We start from the raw sequence: 18,541 nt of genomic DNA, 5'->3' as shown, positions 1-18,541 counted from the left end.
CTGTGCGTGCACGCAACGCCCCTAGCCGCTCGGCGATCCTTGCGCCAACAGGCGATATACCCTATACCCCTATAAGCTATGGCCCATGTCACGACCAACAAGGACAAGATCGTTGCGCGCGTTCGCCGCATCGCCGGGCAGGTCGCCGCGGTCGAACGCTCGGTGCTTGCCGACGCGGAATGTGCGGACACGCTGCATCTCGTCGCCGCCGTGCGCGGCGCGGTCGCCGGGCTGATGGACGAACTGGTCGAGGATCATCTCCACGCCCATGTCGCGGCCGCCGGCGTCACCGATGCGGAGCGTGCCGCTGCCGCCGCCGAACTCGCCAAGCTGCTCCGTCGCCACTTCCGCTAAAGGTTTCGCGACCATGGTCTCGCACGATCACGATTATCTGGGCCACCATCATGACGAGAATGCGCGCCGGACGCGCTGGGTCGTCTGGCTGAGCGCCGGCATGATGGTGGCCGAAATCGTGGCGGGCTGGCTGACCGGGTCAATGGCCCTGCTCGCCGACGGCTTCCACATGGCGACGCATGTCGGGGCGCTGGGGATGGCGGCGCTCGCCTATTCCTATGCACGCCGCAACGTCGGCAATCCGCGTTATGGCTGGGGCACCGGCAAGGTGGGCGAACTTGCCGCCTTCGCATCGGCACTGGTGCTGGGGATCGTGTCGCTCGGCATCGCGGTCGAATCGATCATGCGGCTGGGTGAACATCACCCTGTTGCGTTCGGCGACGCCACGCTGGTCGCGGTCCTCGGCCTGTTGGTCAATCTCGCCAGCGCGGCGCTGCTCGGCGGCGGGCACCATCATCACGGCTCCCGGCATGATCATGATCACGGCCATGACCATGACCATGGCGACGATGCCAATATGCGTGCCGCCTATCTTCATGTGCTGGCGGACGCGCTGACCTCGGTCATGGCGATCGCCGCGCTGCTGGCGGGACGCTATCTGGGCTGGTGGTGGCTCGATCCGCTCACCGGACTTATCGGCGCGGTGGTCATCGCACGCTGGTCCTGGACGCTGATGCGCGATGCGTCCGCGGTGCTGCTCGACGCCACCGATCCCGCGCTCGCCGCCCGCGTCCGCGCGTGCGTGGAAGGCGCCGGCGATGTCCAGATCCTCGACATGCACGTCTGGCGGATCGGCCCCGGCGCCCATGCCGCCATCGTGGAGGTGCGCGGCACCGTCACATCGGCCACCTTGCGCCAGCGCCTGTCGCCGATCCCTGCCCTTGCCCACGTCACCATAGAGGTGCGCTGAACCTCTTTTTCCGTCCCGCTACGGTACGGAACCGGACCCTGACAAGCCGGGGCGGAGTGGGTTAGGATGCATTCATGGCCGATGCCTGGCGCCCCCTTGCCGCGCGGATCACCGCGATCGCGATCCTGTCCGTCACCGCGGGCAGCGCCGCCATGTTCGCGATGGCGGCGGATGGTTCGAGCGTGGCGCCGCCCCCGGCCCGGAAGGCGGCCGCAAAGCTATCTCCGACTCCAACTCCCGCGCCCATTCCAACGGCGACCCCAACCCCGCTGGTCGTCCGCCGCATCCTTCACCTCGAAAAGCCCCTGCGCCACGGTGATTTCGTCTGGGATGATGCGGGCGTACCGACGGGCCCACTGGTCATCACCATCGATCTGGCGGCGCAGACCATTTCGGCATTTCGCGACGGCTACGAAATCGGCGCGGCCGCCATCCTGTACGGCGCGGATAACAAGCCGACCCCTCTTGGCGTCTTCCCGATCCTGGAAAAGGACGCCGATCACGTCTCCAACCTGTATGACGCACCGATGCCCTATATGCTGCGTCTCACCCGCGACGGTGTCGCGATTCACGCCAGCGACGTGCGGTTCGGCTATGCGACCCATGGCTGCATCGGCGTGCCGCCCGGCTTCGCGCGGCGCCTGTTCACGGCGGCCAAGCTGGGTGACACGGTCATCGTCACCAATGGCAAGATGATGCAGATGGGCGATACGATCACCAGCTAGGGGCGGTCGCAGGGCGGGGCGGCGGTTTTCGGGGCGGGCGGCGGCACGGTCGCCTGGGGGGCCAGCGCTTCCCATTCCTGCACCCCGACGCCCGCCCCTTTCGATGCCACGAATTGCGCGCGCAGGCACCGGGTGGTCACGCGCGGGAAAGCCACCGTCTGCCACTTATCGGCGGACGTGCCATAGGGGCCGGCTCCCCGAACCGGCTTCCAGCCGCCATCCCAATATTCCAGCCGCCACGATGCGGGCGGCGCCACCCCTTCGCCGGCCCCTGCCGGCTGGTCCGCGAAGAAGCGGATGCGGCTGCCGTTCAGCGTGACCGGGGCCGCCCAGCGATATTCGATCCACGGCGTTGCGGGATTGTCCTTGCCCCGCCAACTCGACCACATGTCGGGCGGCAGCGGTGCAGCGCGTATGATGCCGTCGTTCAGCGATTTCAGCCAGAATTGGGTGGGTAGCGCGTTCGGGCCGGCGGTGGGGGTGGCCGCGGGGGCGATGTTGCGGCCGGGGCGCGGGGCGGCGCGGGGGCGATGGTCGGTACGACCGGGCGGATCGCCGCCGGCGTCACGCTGTCGTCCCATTCCAGCCGGTCGATCGCGACCGAGCGGCGGAAATGCCCGCCGCCCTTTGCGTCCGCAGTGTGGTAGGTGATGTACCACTTCCCCTTGAATTCGACCGCCCCCGCATGCGACGTGGTGGACGATACCGGCTTCAGCACGACCCCGCGATAGGTCCACGGCCCCAGCGGCGACGTGGCCGTGCCATAAGCCTGGCACGCATGGTATAGTGCTGGCGTGCACGGGCTGTCCGGTCCGGCGTTGTTGCCGGCATAAAGCATATAATACACGCCCTTGCGCTTCATGATCCACGGCGCCTCGAAAAAGCCCGTCAGCCCCTCGATCACCTGCTCCGGACCCTTGGCGCTCACCATGTCCGATGCCAGTTCCATCCCCCGCAACCGCCCGAACGTCCCCCAATAGATGAACACCCGCCCATCCTCATCCACCAGCACCGTCGGATCGATATTCTGGATGTCGTTGTTCTCCGGCACGCGCTGCGAGATGATTGGCCCCGCAGGATGCGCATCCTTCCACGGACCGCGGGGACTGTCCGATACGGCGACACCGATCGCGAACCGGTCCCGGGCGTCGCTGTTCCGCTCCTCGACGGGCGCGTAGAAGTAGAAGCGGCCGTTCCTCGCCTTCACGATCTGCCCGGCATAGGCGCGGCCCGGCGACGCCCAGGCGAACAGGCGCTCCGGCCGCGCGATGCCGGGATCATGGCGCCACCGACGCGACGCCGGATCCTGCGTGGATAAAAGCTGCCACTCGTTCATGATGAAGTCGTTCACCCCGTCGGGGGCCTCGTCGCGCCCTGCCAGGATGTACAGCGTATCGCCATTGACAACGGGGGCGGGATCGGTGGTGTAATACCGTCCGTCTGCAAGGATCGGATTACCCGCAGACTGCACCGTTTGCCCGTCAGCCGCAGGTCCTGCCAGCAGCAATGCCGGCGCCATCGCCAACCATCCAATCGGCTTCATCTTCATCTCCCGTTGCCGGTATCTTCCTCCAACTGCAATCGAATGACAATATACCGTATAACAATGATTGAAAGTTGTGGCGTGGGCCGATACGCTTCAACGAACGGGCGCATTCCGGCGCCTTTCCGTCTCTCGCAGCTTGCTCAACGAGGTCCGTCATGCCGCTCCTTCGTCCTGCCATAGTGTTTGCCTTGACGTTGGGCACGGCTACCTCCGCCTTGATTGCGCAGGATGTACCGAAACCGGCCGTTCGCCCGGTCGCGACGACCGAATACAGCGTCGGCCCGTTCCGCCTGGCGCTGCGCCGAGACACGCAGACGCTGGCACGCCTGTCTCCTGCGGGTGAGCCGGGCTTCAGCTTCGTACCCACCGCGCGCGAAGCGGAACGAAGCGGTGATGGCTATAATCATCTCGGCGATCTCAACCTTCGCCTGCGTACCCCCGGCGGCACGTGGCGCGACTTCGCCTCCGCGCATGAACGCCGCCCGATCCGGCCCCTTCCCAGCGGCGGCACGATCATCGCTGCGGCCGACATCACCGCCAGCATGGGCGAAGGTGCCCCGGTCCGGGTCGAGCGCTATTGGCGCAACGAAGACGGGCGCCTTGCGCTCGCCTTTCGCATCACCAACACTACCACCACACCGGTCGAGATCGGCGCGCTGGGCATGCCGATGGTGTTCGACAACATCATCACCGATCGCAATCTGGAACAGGCCCATGCGCAGGCCAGCTTCGTCGATCCCTATATCGGGCGCGATGCCGGCTATCTTCAGGTGACACGCCTGAACGGGCTTGGTCCCGCGCTGCTCGTCCTGCCGGCCAAGAACACGCCGCTGGAAGCATATGTCCCGCTGAAGAACCCCGGCGAAGCCGAGGACGGATCGATCTTCACCGATCGCAGCCCGCGCGGACAGACCTCCGAGGGCTTTTACGACTGGACGGTACATTCCGCCGGCTATGGCGAGCGTGAATGGAAAAAGGCGGGCGAACAATGGAACGCCCCCACCGCCCGCACGCTCTCGCCCGGCGAAACGCTGGAAGTCGGCGTACGCTTCGCCCAGTCTCCATCGATCCGTGCGATCGAACCGACGTTGATCGCCAACAATCGTCCCGTCGCGGTCGGCCTGCCCGGCTATGTCGTTCCTACCGATCAGGATGCGGCGCTGTTCGTTCGCGGGCCGGCCGCGATCACCTCGATCGAGAGCTATCCCGCAGGCAGGGTAACGGCGAAGCCCGCCGGCACGGTGAAGGGCTGGACACGGCTCGCGCTGCGCGGCAGCCAATGGGGGCCTGCGCGGCTGACGATCGGCTATGCCGACGGCACGAAGCAGACGGTCAGCTACTTCATCACCAAGCCGCTCGATCAGGCGATGGCGGACCTGGGGCGCTTTTCGACGAACCAGCAATGGTATGAGGGCAAGGGCGATCCCTTTGGCCGCAGCCCGGCCATCCTGACCTATGACAACGAAAGCAAGGCGATCGTGGATGTCGAACCACGCGTCTGGATCGCGGGGATGAGCGACGAGGGCGGCGGCGGCAGCTGGGTTGCGGCGACGATGAAGCAACTCGATCATCCCGACCCGCAGGAGGTCGCCAAGATCGAACGGTTGGTGGATGAAACCGTGCATGGCCGCCTGCAGGTGGTCAGCGGGCCACAGGCCGGCGGCGTGAAGAAGAGCCTGTTCTATTACGATCCGGTCAAGTTCCCTACGCTCTACACCGGTGATCCGGAGAAGTGGAAAAGCTGGACGTCGTGGAAGGAGAAGGATGCCAATGATCTGGGGCGTGCCTACAACTACCCCCATGTCGCGATCGGCTATTGGGTGCTGTATCGCATCGCCCGCAATCATCCCGGCATGGTCAGCCGGCACGATTGGCGCTGGTATCTGGACCGGGCGTATGAAACCTCGGTAGCGATGACGCGCGCGCATTATGCCGAATTCGGCCTGATGGAAGGCGACGTCTTTCTCGACATCCTGAAGGATCTGAAGCGCGAAGGCATGACCGCAAAGGCTGCCGACATGGAGCGGCTGATGAAGGCGCGGGCCGATCACTGGCGCACGTTGAAATATCCGTTCGGATCGGAAATGGCCTGGGATTCGACCGGCCAGCCGGAAGTCTATGCCTGGATGCGCTATTTCGGTTTCCAGCCACAGGCGGACGTCACGCGCGAGGTGATCCTGGGATATGATCCGACGGTGCCCAGCTGGGGGTATAACGGCAATGCCCGCCGCTACTGGGATTTCCTGTATGGCGGCAAGTATCCGCGTATCGAACGACAGATCCATCACTACGGATCGGCGCTGAACGCGGTGCCCCTGTTCGATGCCTATCGCCAGAATCCGGCCGATCTGCACCTGTTACGGGTCGCCTATGGCGGCATGATGGGCGGCATCACCAATATCGACCAGCAGGGCTTCTCGTCCGCCGCTTTCCATGCCTGGCCGGACATGATGAAATGGGACCCGTATAGCGGTGACTATGGCATGGGATATTACGGCCATGCCCTGACCGCGGCGACCTATCTGGTCGATCATCCGACCTTTGGCTGGGTCGGTTTCGGCGGAAGCGTGGTCGAAAACGCCGGCACGGTGACGATCGTCCCGAAGGACGGTGCACGCACCCGCTTGTTCGTCGCGCCCGTTGGTCAATGGATCACCCTGGAGGCCGGGAGGATCGCGGAGGCGTGTTACGTGCCGAAAACCGGCCGGATCACCCTGACGCTGGACCCGGCGGCACCGAATACGCCAGCCGCGCGGGTATTCGTCGAAGGAACGATGGCGGGTGCGAAGACCTATGTCCTGAACAACGGCAAGATGGAGCGAGGTGGCTACACCGTGCCGCTCGGCCATGGCGCCACAAGGATCGAACTGACCCGGCCATGATCCGGTGCCCTCCCCCTGCCGGGGAGGGCTTTGCATCACTGTTCCAAGCCCAACAGAAAAGACGCCGTGCATCGCTGCACGGCGTCTTTGTCCTGTCGCCAGGTCCCCGGACGTTCCCGCCCGGGGAAAAGCGGGTTCAGGCCTTCTGCGGAACGCCCGAAGCCGCCGCCACTTCGGCGGCGAAGTCGGATGCTTCCTTCTCGATGCCTTCGCCGAGCTGGAAGCGGACATAGTCCTTCAACACGATCTCGGCGCCGGCATCCTTGCCAGCCTTGGCAACGACGTCGCTGATCTTGGTCTTGCCGTCCATCACGAACAGCTGGCTGACCAGCGCATGCTCCTTGCGGTACTTGGCGATCGAGCCTTCCACCATCTTGGCGATGATGTCGGCGGGCTTGCCGCTCTCGCTGGCCTTTTCGGTCGCGATCGCGCGCTCGCGCTCGATCTCGGCCTCGTCCAGATCGCCTTCGTTCAGCGCCTTCGGGAAAGCGGCCGCGATGTGCATCGCAAGCTGCTTGCCCAGGCCCTGCAGCACCTCGTCGGACGCTTCGGACTCGAGCGCGACCAGCACGCCGATCTTGCCCAGGCCCGGCGATGCCGCGTTGTGGACGTAGGACACGACCGCGCCCTTCGACACTTCGAGGCGCTTGGCACGGCGGATCGCCTGGTTCTCGCCGATCGTCGCGATGTTGTTGGTCAGCGTTTCCTCGACCGTCGTACCCGACGGCATTGCGGCGCCCTTGATCGCGTCCAGATCGTCACCGGTGTTGAGCGCGATCTGCGTCAGCTCGCGGACGAACGACTGGAACTGATCGTTCTTGGCGACGAAGTCGGTCTCGGAGTTGACCTCGATCGCGGCACCCTTGGTGCCGGCGGTCGCAACGCCGACCAAGCCCTCGGCCGCCGTGCGGCTGGACTTCTTGGCGGCCGCGGCCAGGCCCTTGGTGCGCAGCCAGTCCATTGCGGCGTCCATGTCGCCGCTGGTCTCGTTCAGCGCCTTCTTGCAGTCCATCATGCCGGCGCCGCTCTTTTCGCGCAGCTCCTTGACCATCGCTGCCGTGATCTCAGCCATGTTCCGTAATCCTCTTTGATCGTTCGATATGGTTGCGGGCGAGACGGGGCGTCGCCGCCCTATCCCGCCCGCATGACGTCTTGACGACGATTAGGCGTCGATCTGGCGCTCGGCCTCGGCGCCAGCGCCCTCGACGTTCGCCGCGGCGGGCTCTTCGACGCTCAGCGCTTCCTCGACGGGCGGCTCGGCCATCGCACCGACATCGGCACCGCTGCGGCGCTGCTGCTCCTGGCCGCCGCGGGTCGCGGCGATCGCCACGGCTTCGCAATACAGGCGGATCGCACGGCTCGCGTCGTCATTGGCGGGCACCGGGAAGGCGATGCCGTCCGGCGACACGTTCGAATCGAGGATGGCGACGACCGGGATGCCCAGCGTGTTGGCTTCCTTGATCGCCAGCTCTTCCTTGTTCGCGTCGATCACGAACATCACGTCGGGCACGCCGCCCATGTCGCGGATGCCGCCCAGCGACAGTTCCAGCTTGTCGCGCTCACGGGTGAGCTGCAGGACTTCCTTCTTGGTCAGGCCCGCGGTGTTGCCCGAAAGCTGCTCTTCGAGCGACTTGAGACGCTTGATCGAGTTCGAGATCGTCTTCCAGTTGGTGAGCATGCCGCCCAGCCAGCGGTGGTTGACGAAATGCTGGTTCGAGCGGCGGGCCGCATCGGCAACCGCTTCCTGCGCCTGGCGCTTGGTGCCGACGAACAGCACCTTGCCGCCGCCGGCGACCGACGAGCTGATGAACTCCAGCGCGCGCGCGAAAAGCGGCACGGTCTGCGAGAGGTCGAGGATATGGACGCCATTGCGGTCGCCGAAGATGTAGGGCTTCATCTTCGGGTTCCAGCGGTGGGTCTGGTGGCCGAAGTGCGCGCCGGTCTCGACGAGCTGCTGCATGGTGACGACAGGTGCCGCCATAGTGAAATTCCTTTCCGGTTTGTCCTCTGGGAAGCGGATGACGCGTCAGCCTAAGGCCTGCGCACCGGTATGTGATGCTTCCCATGCGGTGTTGAGGCGCGCGCCTTACCGCATCGAACGGCCTTCTGCAATCCGCTGAAAAACAGGTTGACCGCTGGAACGAATGTGGAACATACATGGACCACATAGAGGACACGGAGCGATTCGTCGCGTTTCACATGCGAAACGTCTTGAAATCGGTGCAACTCACCGACTCAGCCCCGGAACCTGTCCACTATGCGTCTGTTGATCGAGACGTTCGATTGAGCGTCGGACCGGAGGGCATCATGGTTACAGTGCTGAGTGTCTTGGTATTCGTGGGTGCCCTGGTCACTGCCGTGTCGGTGATCGCCATGATGGTCGCCCCCCAGTGGCGGCGCATTCTGCATCTTGCGTCCGGCCATGTCGAACCAGCGTTCACGCCCCTGAGCCAGCTGGTGGTCGCCGAGCGCCGGATTGCCGTCAGGCGCTGGTCGTCGATGTCGCCGGCTTATGTTCCGGTGCGCCAGTCGCGCGCTGCCGCCTGACCCGTCCGTAATTCATCATGCTGAATGGGATGCTGGCGAGATAGGCGACGCAGATCAGCGTGAGCGTGTGCCACGGCACGGACACCAGCGCCCCACCGAGCAGGACGACCAGCGCCAGCGCTTCGAAGCGCACCGTACGGCGCAGGCGGAACGATCCCCATGAAAAGGTGGCGACGCTTGATACCATCAGCATCGCGATGAACGCGACCCAGGGGCCGACCAGATAGGGCGAGGCGAACAGCGTTTCGCCGGTCCAGAACCACAGATACATGGGCAGCATGGCGAGCCCCGCTCCGGCGGGCGCCGGAATGCCGGTCAGGAAGCCGGCCGATTTGTGCGGCTGCTCCACCTCGTCAATCGCGGCATTGAACCGCGCCAGTCGTAGCGCGCAGAACACCGCAAGCAGCAAGGCGCAGATCCATCCGATCCGCGGGGCGCTGGACAGCGACCAGAGGTACAGGATCAGCGCTGGTGCGACGCCGAACGAAATGGCGTCGGACAGCGAGTCCAGCTCCGCCCCGAACCGGCTTTCACCGTGAAGCAGGCGAGCGATCCGTCCGTCCAGCCCGTCCAGGACGCCGGCGATCATGATCATCGCAACCGCGCTCTGCCATTCTCCGCCGATGGCGAAGCGGACGCCCGACAGACCGGAACAGAGGGCGAGCGCCGTTACCGCATTGGGGGCGACCGCCCGCAATGGCAGTCCGCGTGGCGCACGGCGCAGCCGGGACCGGCGCGGCAGCGCCATTACTGCGCGACGCCCGTAACGGGTCGTCCACCGACACGGCCGAGCACCGTTTCCCCGGCGATCGAACGCTGCCCCAGCGTCACCTGCGGCATCACGTCATCGGGCAGATACACGTCGACGCGGCTGCCGAAGCGGATAAGGCCGATGCGCTGGCCGGCCGCGACCATGTCTCCGGGCTTCACGAATCCGACGATCCGGCGTGCGACCAGCCCCGCGATCTGGGTAAAGCCGATCTTGCGACCGTCCCGGCCTTCGACCACGAAATGCTGTCGTTCGTTTTCGTCGGATGCCTTGTCGAGGTCGGCGTTGAGGAACTTGCCGGAGATGTAGACGACCTGGCGGATCGTGCCTGCGATCGGGGTGCGGTTGATGTGCACGTCGAATACCGACATGAAGATCGACACCCGCATCATCGGCGCGGTGCCCAGCTCCCCGGTCAGCTCGCGCGGAATGGGTACGCGCTGGATCATGGTGATGAGGCCGTCGGCGGGTGCGACGATCAGGTCGTCGCCCTGCGGCGTGGTGCGGATCGGATCGCGAAAGAACGCCGCCACCCAGATGCACAGGCCGATGAACGGCCAGAACAGGATCTTGGTGACCAGCGTGGCGAGCAACGTGAGGCCGCCGGCGATCAGGACGTATTTGCGCCCTTCCGGATGGACGGCGGGGAAGCGCCACTTGACCGTGGTCGTGGCGACAGGGGGCTTTTCAAGCGAAGGCATCGCATCAGTCTACCGGTGGCGGGCGCACGACACAATGTTTTCGGTGCGCGACGGCCCGTGCCCCGCCCCCCGGTTGATCCAGCCGCCCCCCTCCCCTAGACGCATGCCCAAACCACCCCTGCCAAGGAAGTGAAGATGGCCAAGATCAAGGTGAAGACGCCCGTCGTGGAGATCGACGGCGACGAGATGACGCGGATCATCTGGGAATGGATCCGCGAGCGCCTTATCAAGCCGTATCTGGACATCGACCTGGAATATTACGACCTGGGCATCCAGAAGCGTGACGAGACGGACGACCAGATCACCGTCCAGTCGGCCAAGGCGATCCAGAAGTACGGCGTCGGCGTGAAGTGCGCGACGATCACCCCCGACGAGCAGCGCGTCGAGGAGTTCGGCCTGAAGAAGATGTGGCGCTCGCCCAACGGCACGATCCGCAACATCCTGGGCGGCGTCGTCTTCCGCGAACCGATCGTCATCAAGAACGTACCCCGCCTGATCCCCGGCTGGACGCACCCGATCGTCGTCGGCCGCCACGCCTTTGGCGACCAGTACAAGGCCACCGACTTCAAGGTGCCCGGCAAGGGCAAGCTGACCATGAAGTGGGAAGGCGAGAATGGCGAGACGATCGAGGAGGAGGTGTTCGACTTCCCCGCGGCCGGCGTCGCGATGGGCATGTACAATCTCGACGAATCGATCCGCGACTTTGCGCGCGCCTCGATGAACTACGGCCTGGGCCGCGGCTGGCCGGTGTACCTGTCGACGAAGAACACGATCCTGAAGGCCTATGACGGCCGCTTCAAGGACATCTTCGAGGAAGTGTACGCCGCCGAGTTCAAGGACCAGTTCCAGGCCGCGGGCATCGAGTATCAGCACCGCCTGATCGACGACATGGTCGCCTCCGCGCTGAAGTGGCACGGCGAGTTCGTCTGGGCGTGCAAGAACTATGACGGCGACGTGCAGTCGGATCAGGTGGCGCAGGGCTTCGGCTCGCTGGGCCTGATGACCTCGGTGCTGATGACGCCCGACGGCCAGACGATCGAGGCCGAGGCCGCGCATGGCACCGTCACCCGCCACTATCGCCAGCATCAGCAGGGCAAGGCGACGTCGACCAACCCGATCGCGTCGATCTTCGCCTGGACCGGCGGCCTGAAGTTCCGTGGCAAGTTCGACGGTACGCCGGACGTGACGCGCTTCGCCGAGACGCTGGAGCAGGTCTGCATCAAGACCGTCGAGAACGGCCACATGACCAAGGATCTGGCGATCCTGATCGGCCCGGACCAGCCCTGGATGACCACCGAACAGTTCTTCGAGCAGATCCGTTCGAACCTGGAAGCCGAGATGGGCAACTGGGCCTGAGCTGAACCACCGGAAAGCGGGCTCCGGCAACGACCGGGGCCCGTTTCCCTCGCGGCGGGGGCTATTCCCCTTCCGCCTCCAGATACCGGATCACGTCGGCACGATCGAGCGGATCGGCAAGCCCGGCAAAGCTCATCCGCGTGCCCGGCGCGAAACGCTGCGGATCGGCAAGCCAGCGATCCATCGTCGCCCTGTCCCAACGCCCGCCGACGCGCGACAGCGCCACCGTATAGCCGAACCGATCGCTGCCGCCCGCAACCGGCTTGCCCATGATCGCATGCAGGTTCGGCCCTGCACGGTCCAGCTGCCCCTGCCCGATCGTGTGACAGGCCAGGCATTGGCCGAACACGCGCCGGCCATTACCGGGATCGGCGACCCGCATCAGCGCATCGAGTGACGGGTTCGGCCCCGCCGATGCCAGCCGCCTGGCGTGGTCATCATCACCGCATCCCGCCAGCGCCAACAGGATCGTCACGGGCAGCGCCCACCAGCATTTCGTCATGCCGCGGCAGATAGGGCCCCGCCCGCCCCCCGCGCAGTGGACAGTTCGTCCCATCCGGCGACCGGGCGCCCGGTTTGTGCAAAACATACCTGACAAGGGGGACATGGGCTGGTTAAGCTGCGGCCATGGCACTTCGGCTCGACAATCACGGCTTCAGCGACGCGCTCGTCATCCTTGGTGCGGCAGGCATCGTCATCCCGGCCTTTGCCCGTTTCCGGGTCAGCCCGGTGATCGGCTTCATCCTGGTCGGCCTGCTGGTCGGCCCGGCCGGGCTCGGCTCGCTCGTGCCCGACGCCTCCTGGCTTTACTATGTAACCATTTCCGACCCGGAATCGATCGAGCCTTTCGCCGAGTTCGGCATCATCCTGCTGCTGTTCTCGATCGGACTGGAATTGTCGTTCCGGCGCTTATGGTCGATGCGGCGGCTGGTGTTCGGCACCGGCGTGACCGAACTGCTCGGCTCCGCCTTTCTGATCGGCCTGGCGCTGCATCTGCTGGGGCAAAGCTGGGGCGGTGCGATCGGACTGGGGCTGGCCTTGGCGCTCTCGTCCACCGCGCTGGTGCTGCCGCTGGTAGGCACGACCAGTCCGGTCGGGCGCGGCGCGTTCGCGATGCTGTTGTTCGAGGATCTGGCGCTGGTCCCCATCATCTTCGCGCTCGGTGCGATGGCGCCGACGGCCAGCGAGGAAGGCTGGGTGGGCATCGCCGGCGTCGCTCTGCGTGGTGGCCTGACCGTGGTCGCGATGTATCTGGGTGGGCGCATCGTGCTGCCGCGCCTGTTCGCACAGGCCGCGCGTACCAAGAGCCCGGAGTTGTTCCTGGCCGCGTCGCTGCTGGTGGTGATCGTCGCCAGCGTCGCGACCACCGCGGCCGGATTGTCGCCGATCGTCGGTGCGCTGCTCGCCGGCCTGCTGATCGCGGAAACCGAGTATCATTCGGAGGTTGAGGTGATGACCGCCCCGTTCAAGGGGCTGGCGCTCGGCGTCTTCCTCATCACCGTGGGCATGAGCCTGGACCTGCGCCTGATCGCCAAGAACTGGCCGTCGCTGCTCGCCGCCGTCATCGGCGTCGTCGCGGTGAAGGCGATCGTTACCTATCTGCTGCTGCGCGTCGCCCATGCCCGGCGCGGCACCGCGGCGGAAACCGGCCTGCTGATGGGCAGCCCGTCGGAGACCACGTTGATCGTGCTGGGGACGGCGGCACAGGCGCAGTTGATCCAGCCGTCGACCGCCGCCTTCTGGCAGACCGTGACCGCGATCGGCCTGACGCTGACTCCGCTCCTTGCCAAGGCCGGGCGTATCGCCTCGCGCCGGATCGAGCAGGCCGGAGAAGGCCCACCGATCCCCGAAGTGGAGACGGAAGGTCCCGGCGCGGTCGTCATCGGTTTCGGCCGGGTCGGCAAGCTGGTGTCGGATATGCTGACCGCGCACGGCCAGCGCTATCTGGCGGTGGAGGCGAACATCGACGCCGTGACCGAGGCGCGGCGGGCCGGCTATCCGGTGCTGTTCGGCGATGTCGCGCGGCCGGAACTGGTCGACCGGCTGAACCTGGCACAGGCGCGCGCGCTGATCCTGACCATGGACGATCCGGTGCTGACCGTCCGGCTGGCGCGGCGCATCCGGCAGGCGGTGCCGGCCCTGCCGATCATCGCGCGCGCCCGCGATGCCAGCCATGCCGCCGAACTCTACCGTGCGGGCGTCACCGATGCGGTGCCCGAAACGCTGGAAAGCTCGCTGCAACTCTCCGAGGCGGTGCTGGTCGATCTTGGCGTCGCGATGGGCCCGGTGATCGCCTCGATCCACGAAAAACGCGACGAACTCCGCCAGACGATCCGGCGCGAGGCGCAATTGACCCGCGAACCGCGCATCCGCCGGATCAAGCGGCTGAGCGAGACCGGCTGATGGCGGGCGGGGACGGTGCCGCCCCGCTTCCCACCTTACCCTAACCGGCCCAGCGCCGCGTGCAGCCGGGCCGCTTCCGCCATCTTGTCGGCATGATCGGCCCGCGCCTTTTCCACCGCCTCGGGCTTGGCGCGCTCGACGAAGCTGGCATTGCCCAGCCGCGCGCCCAGCGAATCGCGCTCCTTTTCGGCCGCGGCGATCGCCTTGGTCAGACGGGCGCGCTCCGCATCCAGATCGATCACGCCTTCCAGCGGCAGGATGAACGTCGCCTCGTCCACCACCACCTGGGCGGCCCCGCCGCTGGCGGCGTCACCCTCGGCGCGGTCTACGCGGGCCAGCCGCGCCAGCACCGATGCCTGCCGGTCGAGGCGTGCCAGCGTATCGTCATGCGCATCGCGGACGTGCAGCGGCAGGCGTGCGCCGGGCGGCACGTTCAGTTCGGTGCGCGCGGCGCGGATGTCGCCGACCAGCCGGATCAGCCAGTCGATCTCGCGCTCCGCCTCCGGATCGAGCGCGCGGGCGTCCGCCATCGGCCACTGGGCGACGATCAGGTCATGATCGCGCGGCCCCATTGCGTGCCACAATTCCTCGGTGATGAAGGGCATGAACGGGTGGAGCAGCACCAGGATCTGGTCGAGCACCCACCCGGCGACCGCGCGGGTCTCTTCGCCACCGGCCTCGCCGCCTTGCAGCACCGGCTTGATGAGCTCCAGATACCAGTCGCAGAAACGGCTCCAGACGAACTGGTAGATCGCGTTGGCCGCCCCGTCGAACCGGTAATCGGCCAGCGCCAGGTCCACCGCCTGCACCGTCTTCACCGTCTCGGCGATGATCCACTTGTTCACCGCCAGCGTGGCGACCGGCGCGTCGAGCGTCGCGGAGGCGCCGATGCCATTGGCCTGTGCGAAGCGCGCCGCGTTCCACAGCTTGGTCGCGAAGTTGCGATACCCCTCGACGCGGCGCTCATCCATCTTGATGTCGCGGCCCTGGCTCTCCATCGCCGCCATGAAGAAGCGCAGCGCATCGGCGCCATATTGGTCGATCAGGCCGAGCGGATCGACCGTGTTGCCCTTCGACTTCGACATCTTCGAGCCGTCGGCCGCGCGGACCAGCCCGTGCAGGTAGAGCGTGCGGAACGGCACGTCCTTCATGAACTGCATGCCCTGCATCATCATCCGGGCATCCCAGAAGAACAGGATGTCGAAGCCGGAGACGAGGACGTCATTGGGATAGCGACCACCCAGCGTCGGATCCGCCGCGTCGGGCCAGCCGAGCGTCGCGAACGGCCACAATGCGGAGGAGAACCAGGTGTCCAGCACGTCCGGATCGCGGGTCAGCACCACGCCGGCGCCGGCCTGTGCCTGCGCCTCTTCCTCGGTTTCGGCGACGAAGGCGCGGCCATCCTCGGCGAACCATGCGGGGATCTGATGGCCCCACCAAAGCTGGCGGCTGACGCACCAGGGCTGGATATTCTCCATCCAGTTGAAGAAGGTCTTCTCCCAGCTTGCCGGCACCAGCTTGATCGCACCCGATCGCACCGCCTCGATCGCCGGTTGCGCCAGCGTCTTGGCGTCGACATACCATTGATCGGTCAGCCACGGCTCGATCATCACGCCCGATCGGTCGCCATAGGGTGTCTGGATCACCCGGTCCTCGACCCGCTCCAGCACGCCCGCCTCTTCCAGCAGCGCGATCACGGCCTGGCGCGCCTCGAACCGGTCGAGCCCGATCAGTGCTTCGGGCACCAGCCCGTCCGCGGTCTGGCAGATGCGCGCCTTCGCATCGAGCATGTTGAGCATGTCGCGCGCCTCGATCCCGGCGCGGCGGCCGACCTCGAAATCGTTGAAGTCGTGGCCCGGCGTGATCTTCACCGCGCCCGAGCCCAGTTCGGGGTCGGCATGCTCGTCGGCGACGATCGGGATCAGGCGGCCGGTGATCGGCAGGCGCACTTGCGCACCGATCAGCGCGGTATAGCGCGGATCGTCCGGATTTACCGCCACCGCCATGTCGGCCAGCATCGTCTCCGGCCGCGTCGTCGCCACCGAGATCGTGCCGCTGCCATCGGCCAGCGGATAGGTCAGGTGCCAGAACTTGCCCTGCACCTCGCGCGTCTCGACCTCCAGGTCGCTGATCGCGGTGCCAAGGCCCGCATCCCAGTTCACCAGCCGCTTGTCGCGGTAGAGCAGCCCCTGACGGTGCAGTTCGACGAACACCTTCAGCACGGCCCTGGAGAAGCCCTCGTCCATGGTGAAGCGCTCGTTCGCCCAGTCCATCGAGCAGCCCAGCCGGCGAAGCTGGCGCGTGATCTGGCCGCCCGACTCCGCCTTCCAGTCCCAGATTCGGGCGACGAAATCATCGCGGCCGAGGTCGGTGCGCTTCACACCCTGCTGCGCCAGATTGCGCTCGACCACCATCTGGGTCGCAATGCCGGCATGATCGGTACCGACCACCCACAGTGCGTCCTTGCCCTTCAACCGGGCGTGGCGCGTCAGGATGTCCTGCAGCGTATTGTCCAGCGCGTGGCCGATATGCAGGCTGCCCGTGACGTTGGGCGGCGGGTTGACGATCGTCCACGGCTCGGCATGCGGGCGCTCGGGACGGAACAGCCCCTCCTGCTCCCAATGGGCATACCAGCGGGCCTCGATGGCGGCGGGGTCGAAGGTCTTGGGCAGTTCGGTCATGCCCCTGCCCTTAATCGGCGTCGCGGCCGGGCGCTAGACCATCAGGTGCGCGCGCCCGGCTTGTCGAGGACGGCGCGGATGCGCTCGTTCAATTCCCCGCGACGATAGGGCTTGCGGATCAGCTCGTAGGAGCGCGAACCCTCGTCGATCGCCTCATCGGCAAACCCGGTGGTCAGCAGGATCGCAGTGCGCGGGTAATCGCGCTTCACCGCCTGCGCCAGACCGACGCCGTTCATGCCGCCGGGCATCAATATGTCGGTGAACAACAACTGGAAATTGGCGTCGCGCGCCAGCACGTCCAGCGCCTCGCGCGCGTTATGGGCAAGGACCACGTCATAGCCCAGGTCCTGAAGCATGGCGCGGCCCAGTTCGCCCACCTCTTCCTGGTCCTCGACCATCAACACGCGCTCCACGCCGTGTGCGGCGGGCTTGGACAGGGCCGGGTTCGGTCGCCGCTCGGTCGCACCGCTGGCGCGCGGGAAATAGAGCGAGAACAGCGCACCGCCATCGTCGCTGGTCCCCACCGTCGCCAGCCCGCCGGACTGGCGCATGAAGCCATAGACCATCGCCAGGCCAAGGCCGGTGCCCTTGCCCATGTCCTTGGTGGTGAAGAACGGGTCGAAGATCTTGTCGGCGATCGCCGGATCGACGCCGGGGCCGTTGTCCGCGACGGTTACCTGCACATATTCGCCGGCATCCAGCTTCAGCGCGGCGCCCCCCTCGTCATCGGCATCTTCCGGCAGGAGGACGTTGCGCGTGGCGATGGTGATGCGCCCGCCGTCGTCGTCCACCGCGTCGCGCGCGTTGCCGACGATGTTGAGCAGCGCCATCTCGGCCTGCACCGGATCGATCCGGCAATTCCACAGATTGTCCGCCAGCTGCCGTCGCAGCGCGACCGCATCCCCCACCGTCCGGTCCAGGATCGGGCGGAAATCGGTGACCAGCGAATTGAAGTTGAGCAACCGGTCGCGCAGTTCCTGCTTGCGCGCAAAGGCCAGCAATTGCTGGGTCAGCGTCGCACCGCGGCTGGCCGCCCCCGAAATCGCCTCTACGGCACGCCGCGACGCCCGGTCACCATCGGCAACCCGCGCTTCCAATATGTCGACATAGCCCAGAATGACCTGGAGCAGGTTGTTGAAGTCGTGCGCGATGCCGCCGGTCAGCTTGCCGACCGCCTCCATCTTCTGCGCCTCGTGCAGCGCATCCTCCGCTTCGCGCCGCCGCGAAATGTCGAGCTGGCTGCCGAAGAAATAGACGAGTTCCCCGTCATCGTCATAAACCGGCGACACGAACAGCGCATTCCAGAAGGTCGATCCGTTCTTCCGGTAGTTCAGGATCTCGACCGCGACTTCCTCGCGCGTGCGGATCGCGGTGCGCACCTGATCGACGACGCTGCGATCGGTTTCCGGTCCCTGGAGAAAGCGGCAGTTGCTCCCGACGATTTCCGCCTGGGTATAGCCGGTCATGAAGGTGAAGGCGTCGTTGCAGAAGATGATCGGATTGTCCGGCTGATGCGGATCGGTGACGATCATCGGCATCCGCGTCGCCTTCACGGCCGCAAAGAAGATGTCGCTGCTGCCCTCCTGCTGGGCTTCGGCCTTGCGGTCACGCGGTGGCGGCGTGTGCGGCGTCTCGCCACCCTCGTGGTCAGGCATCGATAGTGTCCG

16 protein-coding genes are annotated in these 18,541 nt (G+C 66.1%); 7 read left to right on the top strand and 9 right to left on the bottom strand.

Annotation, left to right across the window (positions count from 1 at the left end; translation table 11 throughout):
- Positions 1-78 precede the first annotated feature (78 nt).
- The 3 genes from NPJ82_RS06130 (at position 79) to NPJ82_RS06120 (ending at position 1,989) form a co-directional block, all read left to right on the top strand.
- A complete protein-coding gene (locus tag NPJ82_RS06130) occupies positions 79-354 on the top strand; it encodes a metal/formaldehyde-sensitive transcriptional repressor (protein ID WP_112382606.1) in 276 nt (91 codons plus the stop codon).
- Positions 355-367: 13 nt separating this feature from the next.
- Positions 368-1,264, top strand: a complete 897-nt coding sequence (gene dmeF, locus NPJ82_RS06125) for a CDF family Co(II)/Ni(II) efflux transporter DmeF (protein WP_342658694.1) — start codon at positions 368-370, stop codon at positions 1,262-1,264.
- A 74-nt stretch (positions 1,265-1,338) separates the two neighbouring features.
- On the top strand, positions 1,339-1,989 hold the full coding sequence (locus tag NPJ82_RS06120; RefSeq protein WP_342658693.1) for a L,D-transpeptidase family protein: 651 nt from the start codon (positions 1,339-1,341) through the stop codon (positions 1,987-1,989).
- On the opposite strand, the gene NPJ82_RS06115 is transcribed toward NPJ82_RS06120, so the two are convergent.
- Positions 1,986-2,378, bottom strand: coding sequence for a hypothetical protein (locus NPJ82_RS06115; protein WP_342658692.1), 393 nt, complete (start codon positions 2,376-2,378; stop codon positions 1,986-1,988). The genes NPJ82_RS06120 and NPJ82_RS06115 overlap by 4 nt on opposite strands.
- Positions 2,379-2,425: 47 nt before the next feature.
- Complete coding sequence (locus tag NPJ82_RS06110) at positions 2,426-3,532, bottom strand: family 43 glycosylhydrolase (protein ID WP_342658691.1); 1,107 nt, start codon at positions 3,530-3,532, stop codon at positions 2,426-2,428.
- A gap of 218 nt (positions 3,533-3,750) precedes the next feature.
- Between NPJ82_RS06110 and NPJ82_RS06105 the strand changes: the two genes are divergently transcribed.
- Positions 3,751-6,417: a DUF5695 domain-containing protein gene (locus tag NPJ82_RS06105; protein ID WP_342658690.1), complete on the top strand. Its 2,667-nt coding sequence runs from the start codon at positions 3,751-3,753 to the stop codon at positions 6,415-6,417.
- Positions 6,418-6,553: 136 nt separating this feature from the next.
- Here NPJ82_RS06105 and tsf read toward each other — a convergent pair whose 3' ends face one another.
- Positions 6,554-7,489 carry a translation elongation factor Ts gene (tsf, locus tag NPJ82_RS06100; RefSeq protein WP_112382610.1) on the bottom strand — a complete coding sequence of 312 codons (936 nt, stop codon included), beginning with the start codon at positions 7,487-7,489 and terminating at the stop codon, positions 6,554-6,556.
- A 90-nt stretch (positions 7,490-7,579) separates the two neighbouring features.
- The gene (rpsB, locus tag NPJ82_RS06095; RefSeq protein ID WP_149681778.1) at positions 7,580-8,398 is read right to left on the bottom strand and encodes a 30S ribosomal protein S2; all 819 of its coding nucleotides are present in this window, start codon (positions 8,396-8,398) and stop codon (positions 7,580-7,582) included.
- A gap of 176 nt (positions 8,399-8,574) precedes the next feature.
- On the opposite strand from rpsB, the gene NPJ82_RS06090 reads away from it, so the two are divergent.
- A complete protein-coding gene (locus tag NPJ82_RS06090) occupies positions 8,575-8,964 on the top strand; it encodes a hypothetical protein (RefSeq protein WP_267349445.1) in 390 nt (129 codons plus the stop codon).
- Here NPJ82_RS06090 and NPJ82_RS06085 read toward each other — a convergent pair.
- Both NPJ82_RS06085 and NPJ82_RS06080 read right to left on the bottom strand, forming a co-directional pair.
- Positions 8,900-9,712: a phosphatidylcholine/phosphatidylserine synthase gene (locus tag NPJ82_RS06085; protein WP_342658689.1), complete on the bottom strand. Its 813-nt coding sequence runs from the start codon at positions 9,710-9,712 to the stop codon at positions 8,900-8,902. The genes NPJ82_RS06090 and NPJ82_RS06085 overlap by 65 nt on opposite strands.
- Positions 9,712-10,434, bottom strand: a complete 723-nt coding sequence (locus NPJ82_RS06080; RefSeq protein WP_112382613.1) for a phosphatidylserine decarboxylase — start codon at positions 10,432-10,434, stop codon at positions 9,712-9,714. The genes NPJ82_RS06085 and NPJ82_RS06080 overlap by 1 nt, the downstream gene beginning before the upstream one ends.
- A 135-nt stretch (positions 10,435-10,569) precedes the next feature.
- Here NPJ82_RS06080 and NPJ82_RS06075 point away from each other — a divergent pair, with 135 nt between their 5' ends.
- The gene (locus NPJ82_RS06075; RefSeq protein WP_267349442.1) at positions 10,570-11,790 is read left to right on the top strand and encodes an NADP-dependent isocitrate dehydrogenase; all 1,221 of its coding nucleotides are present in this window, start codon (positions 10,570-10,572) and stop codon (positions 11,788-11,790) included.
- 61 nt (positions 11,791-11,851) lie between these two features.
- Here NPJ82_RS06075 and NPJ82_RS06070 read toward each other — a convergent pair whose 3' ends face one another.
- Positions 11,852-12,292 (bottom strand): cytochrome C, encoded by a 441-nt coding sequence (locus tag NPJ82_RS06070; protein WP_342658688.1) that lies wholly within the window; start codon positions 12,290-12,292, stop codon positions 11,852-11,854.
- A 125-nt stretch (positions 12,293-12,417) separates the two neighbouring features.
- On the opposite strand from NPJ82_RS06070, the gene NPJ82_RS06065 reads away from it, so the two are divergent.
- A complete protein-coding gene (locus tag NPJ82_RS06065) occupies positions 12,418-14,193 on the top strand; it encodes a cation:proton antiporter (RefSeq protein ID WP_342658687.1) in 1,776 nt (591 codons plus the stop codon).
- 35 nt (positions 14,194-14,228) lie between these two features.
- Here NPJ82_RS06065 and NPJ82_RS06060 read toward each other — a convergent pair whose 3' ends face one another.
- A complete protein-coding gene (locus NPJ82_RS06060) occupies positions 14,229-16,874 on the bottom strand; it encodes a valine--tRNA ligase (protein ID WP_342658686.1) in 2,646 nt (881 codons plus the stop codon).
- A gap of 41 nt (positions 16,875-16,915) precedes the next feature.
- Positions 16,916-18,529, bottom strand: a complete 1,614-nt coding sequence (locus NPJ82_RS06055; protein ID WP_342658685.1) for a histidine kinase famiy protein — start codon at positions 18,527-18,529, stop codon at positions 16,916-16,918.
- Positions 18,530-18,541 lie beyond the last annotated feature (12 nt).

Origin of the sequence: Sphingomonas sp. NY01 (genome assembly GCF_038809135.1) — a bacterium.
Lineage (GTDB): Bacteria > Pseudomonadota > Alphaproteobacteria > Sphingomonadales > Sphingomonadaceae > Sphingomonas > Sphingomonas carotinifaciens.
Note: the sequence above shows the minus strand (reverse complement) of the source record. Positions and strands in the feature narration are given on the sequence as shown.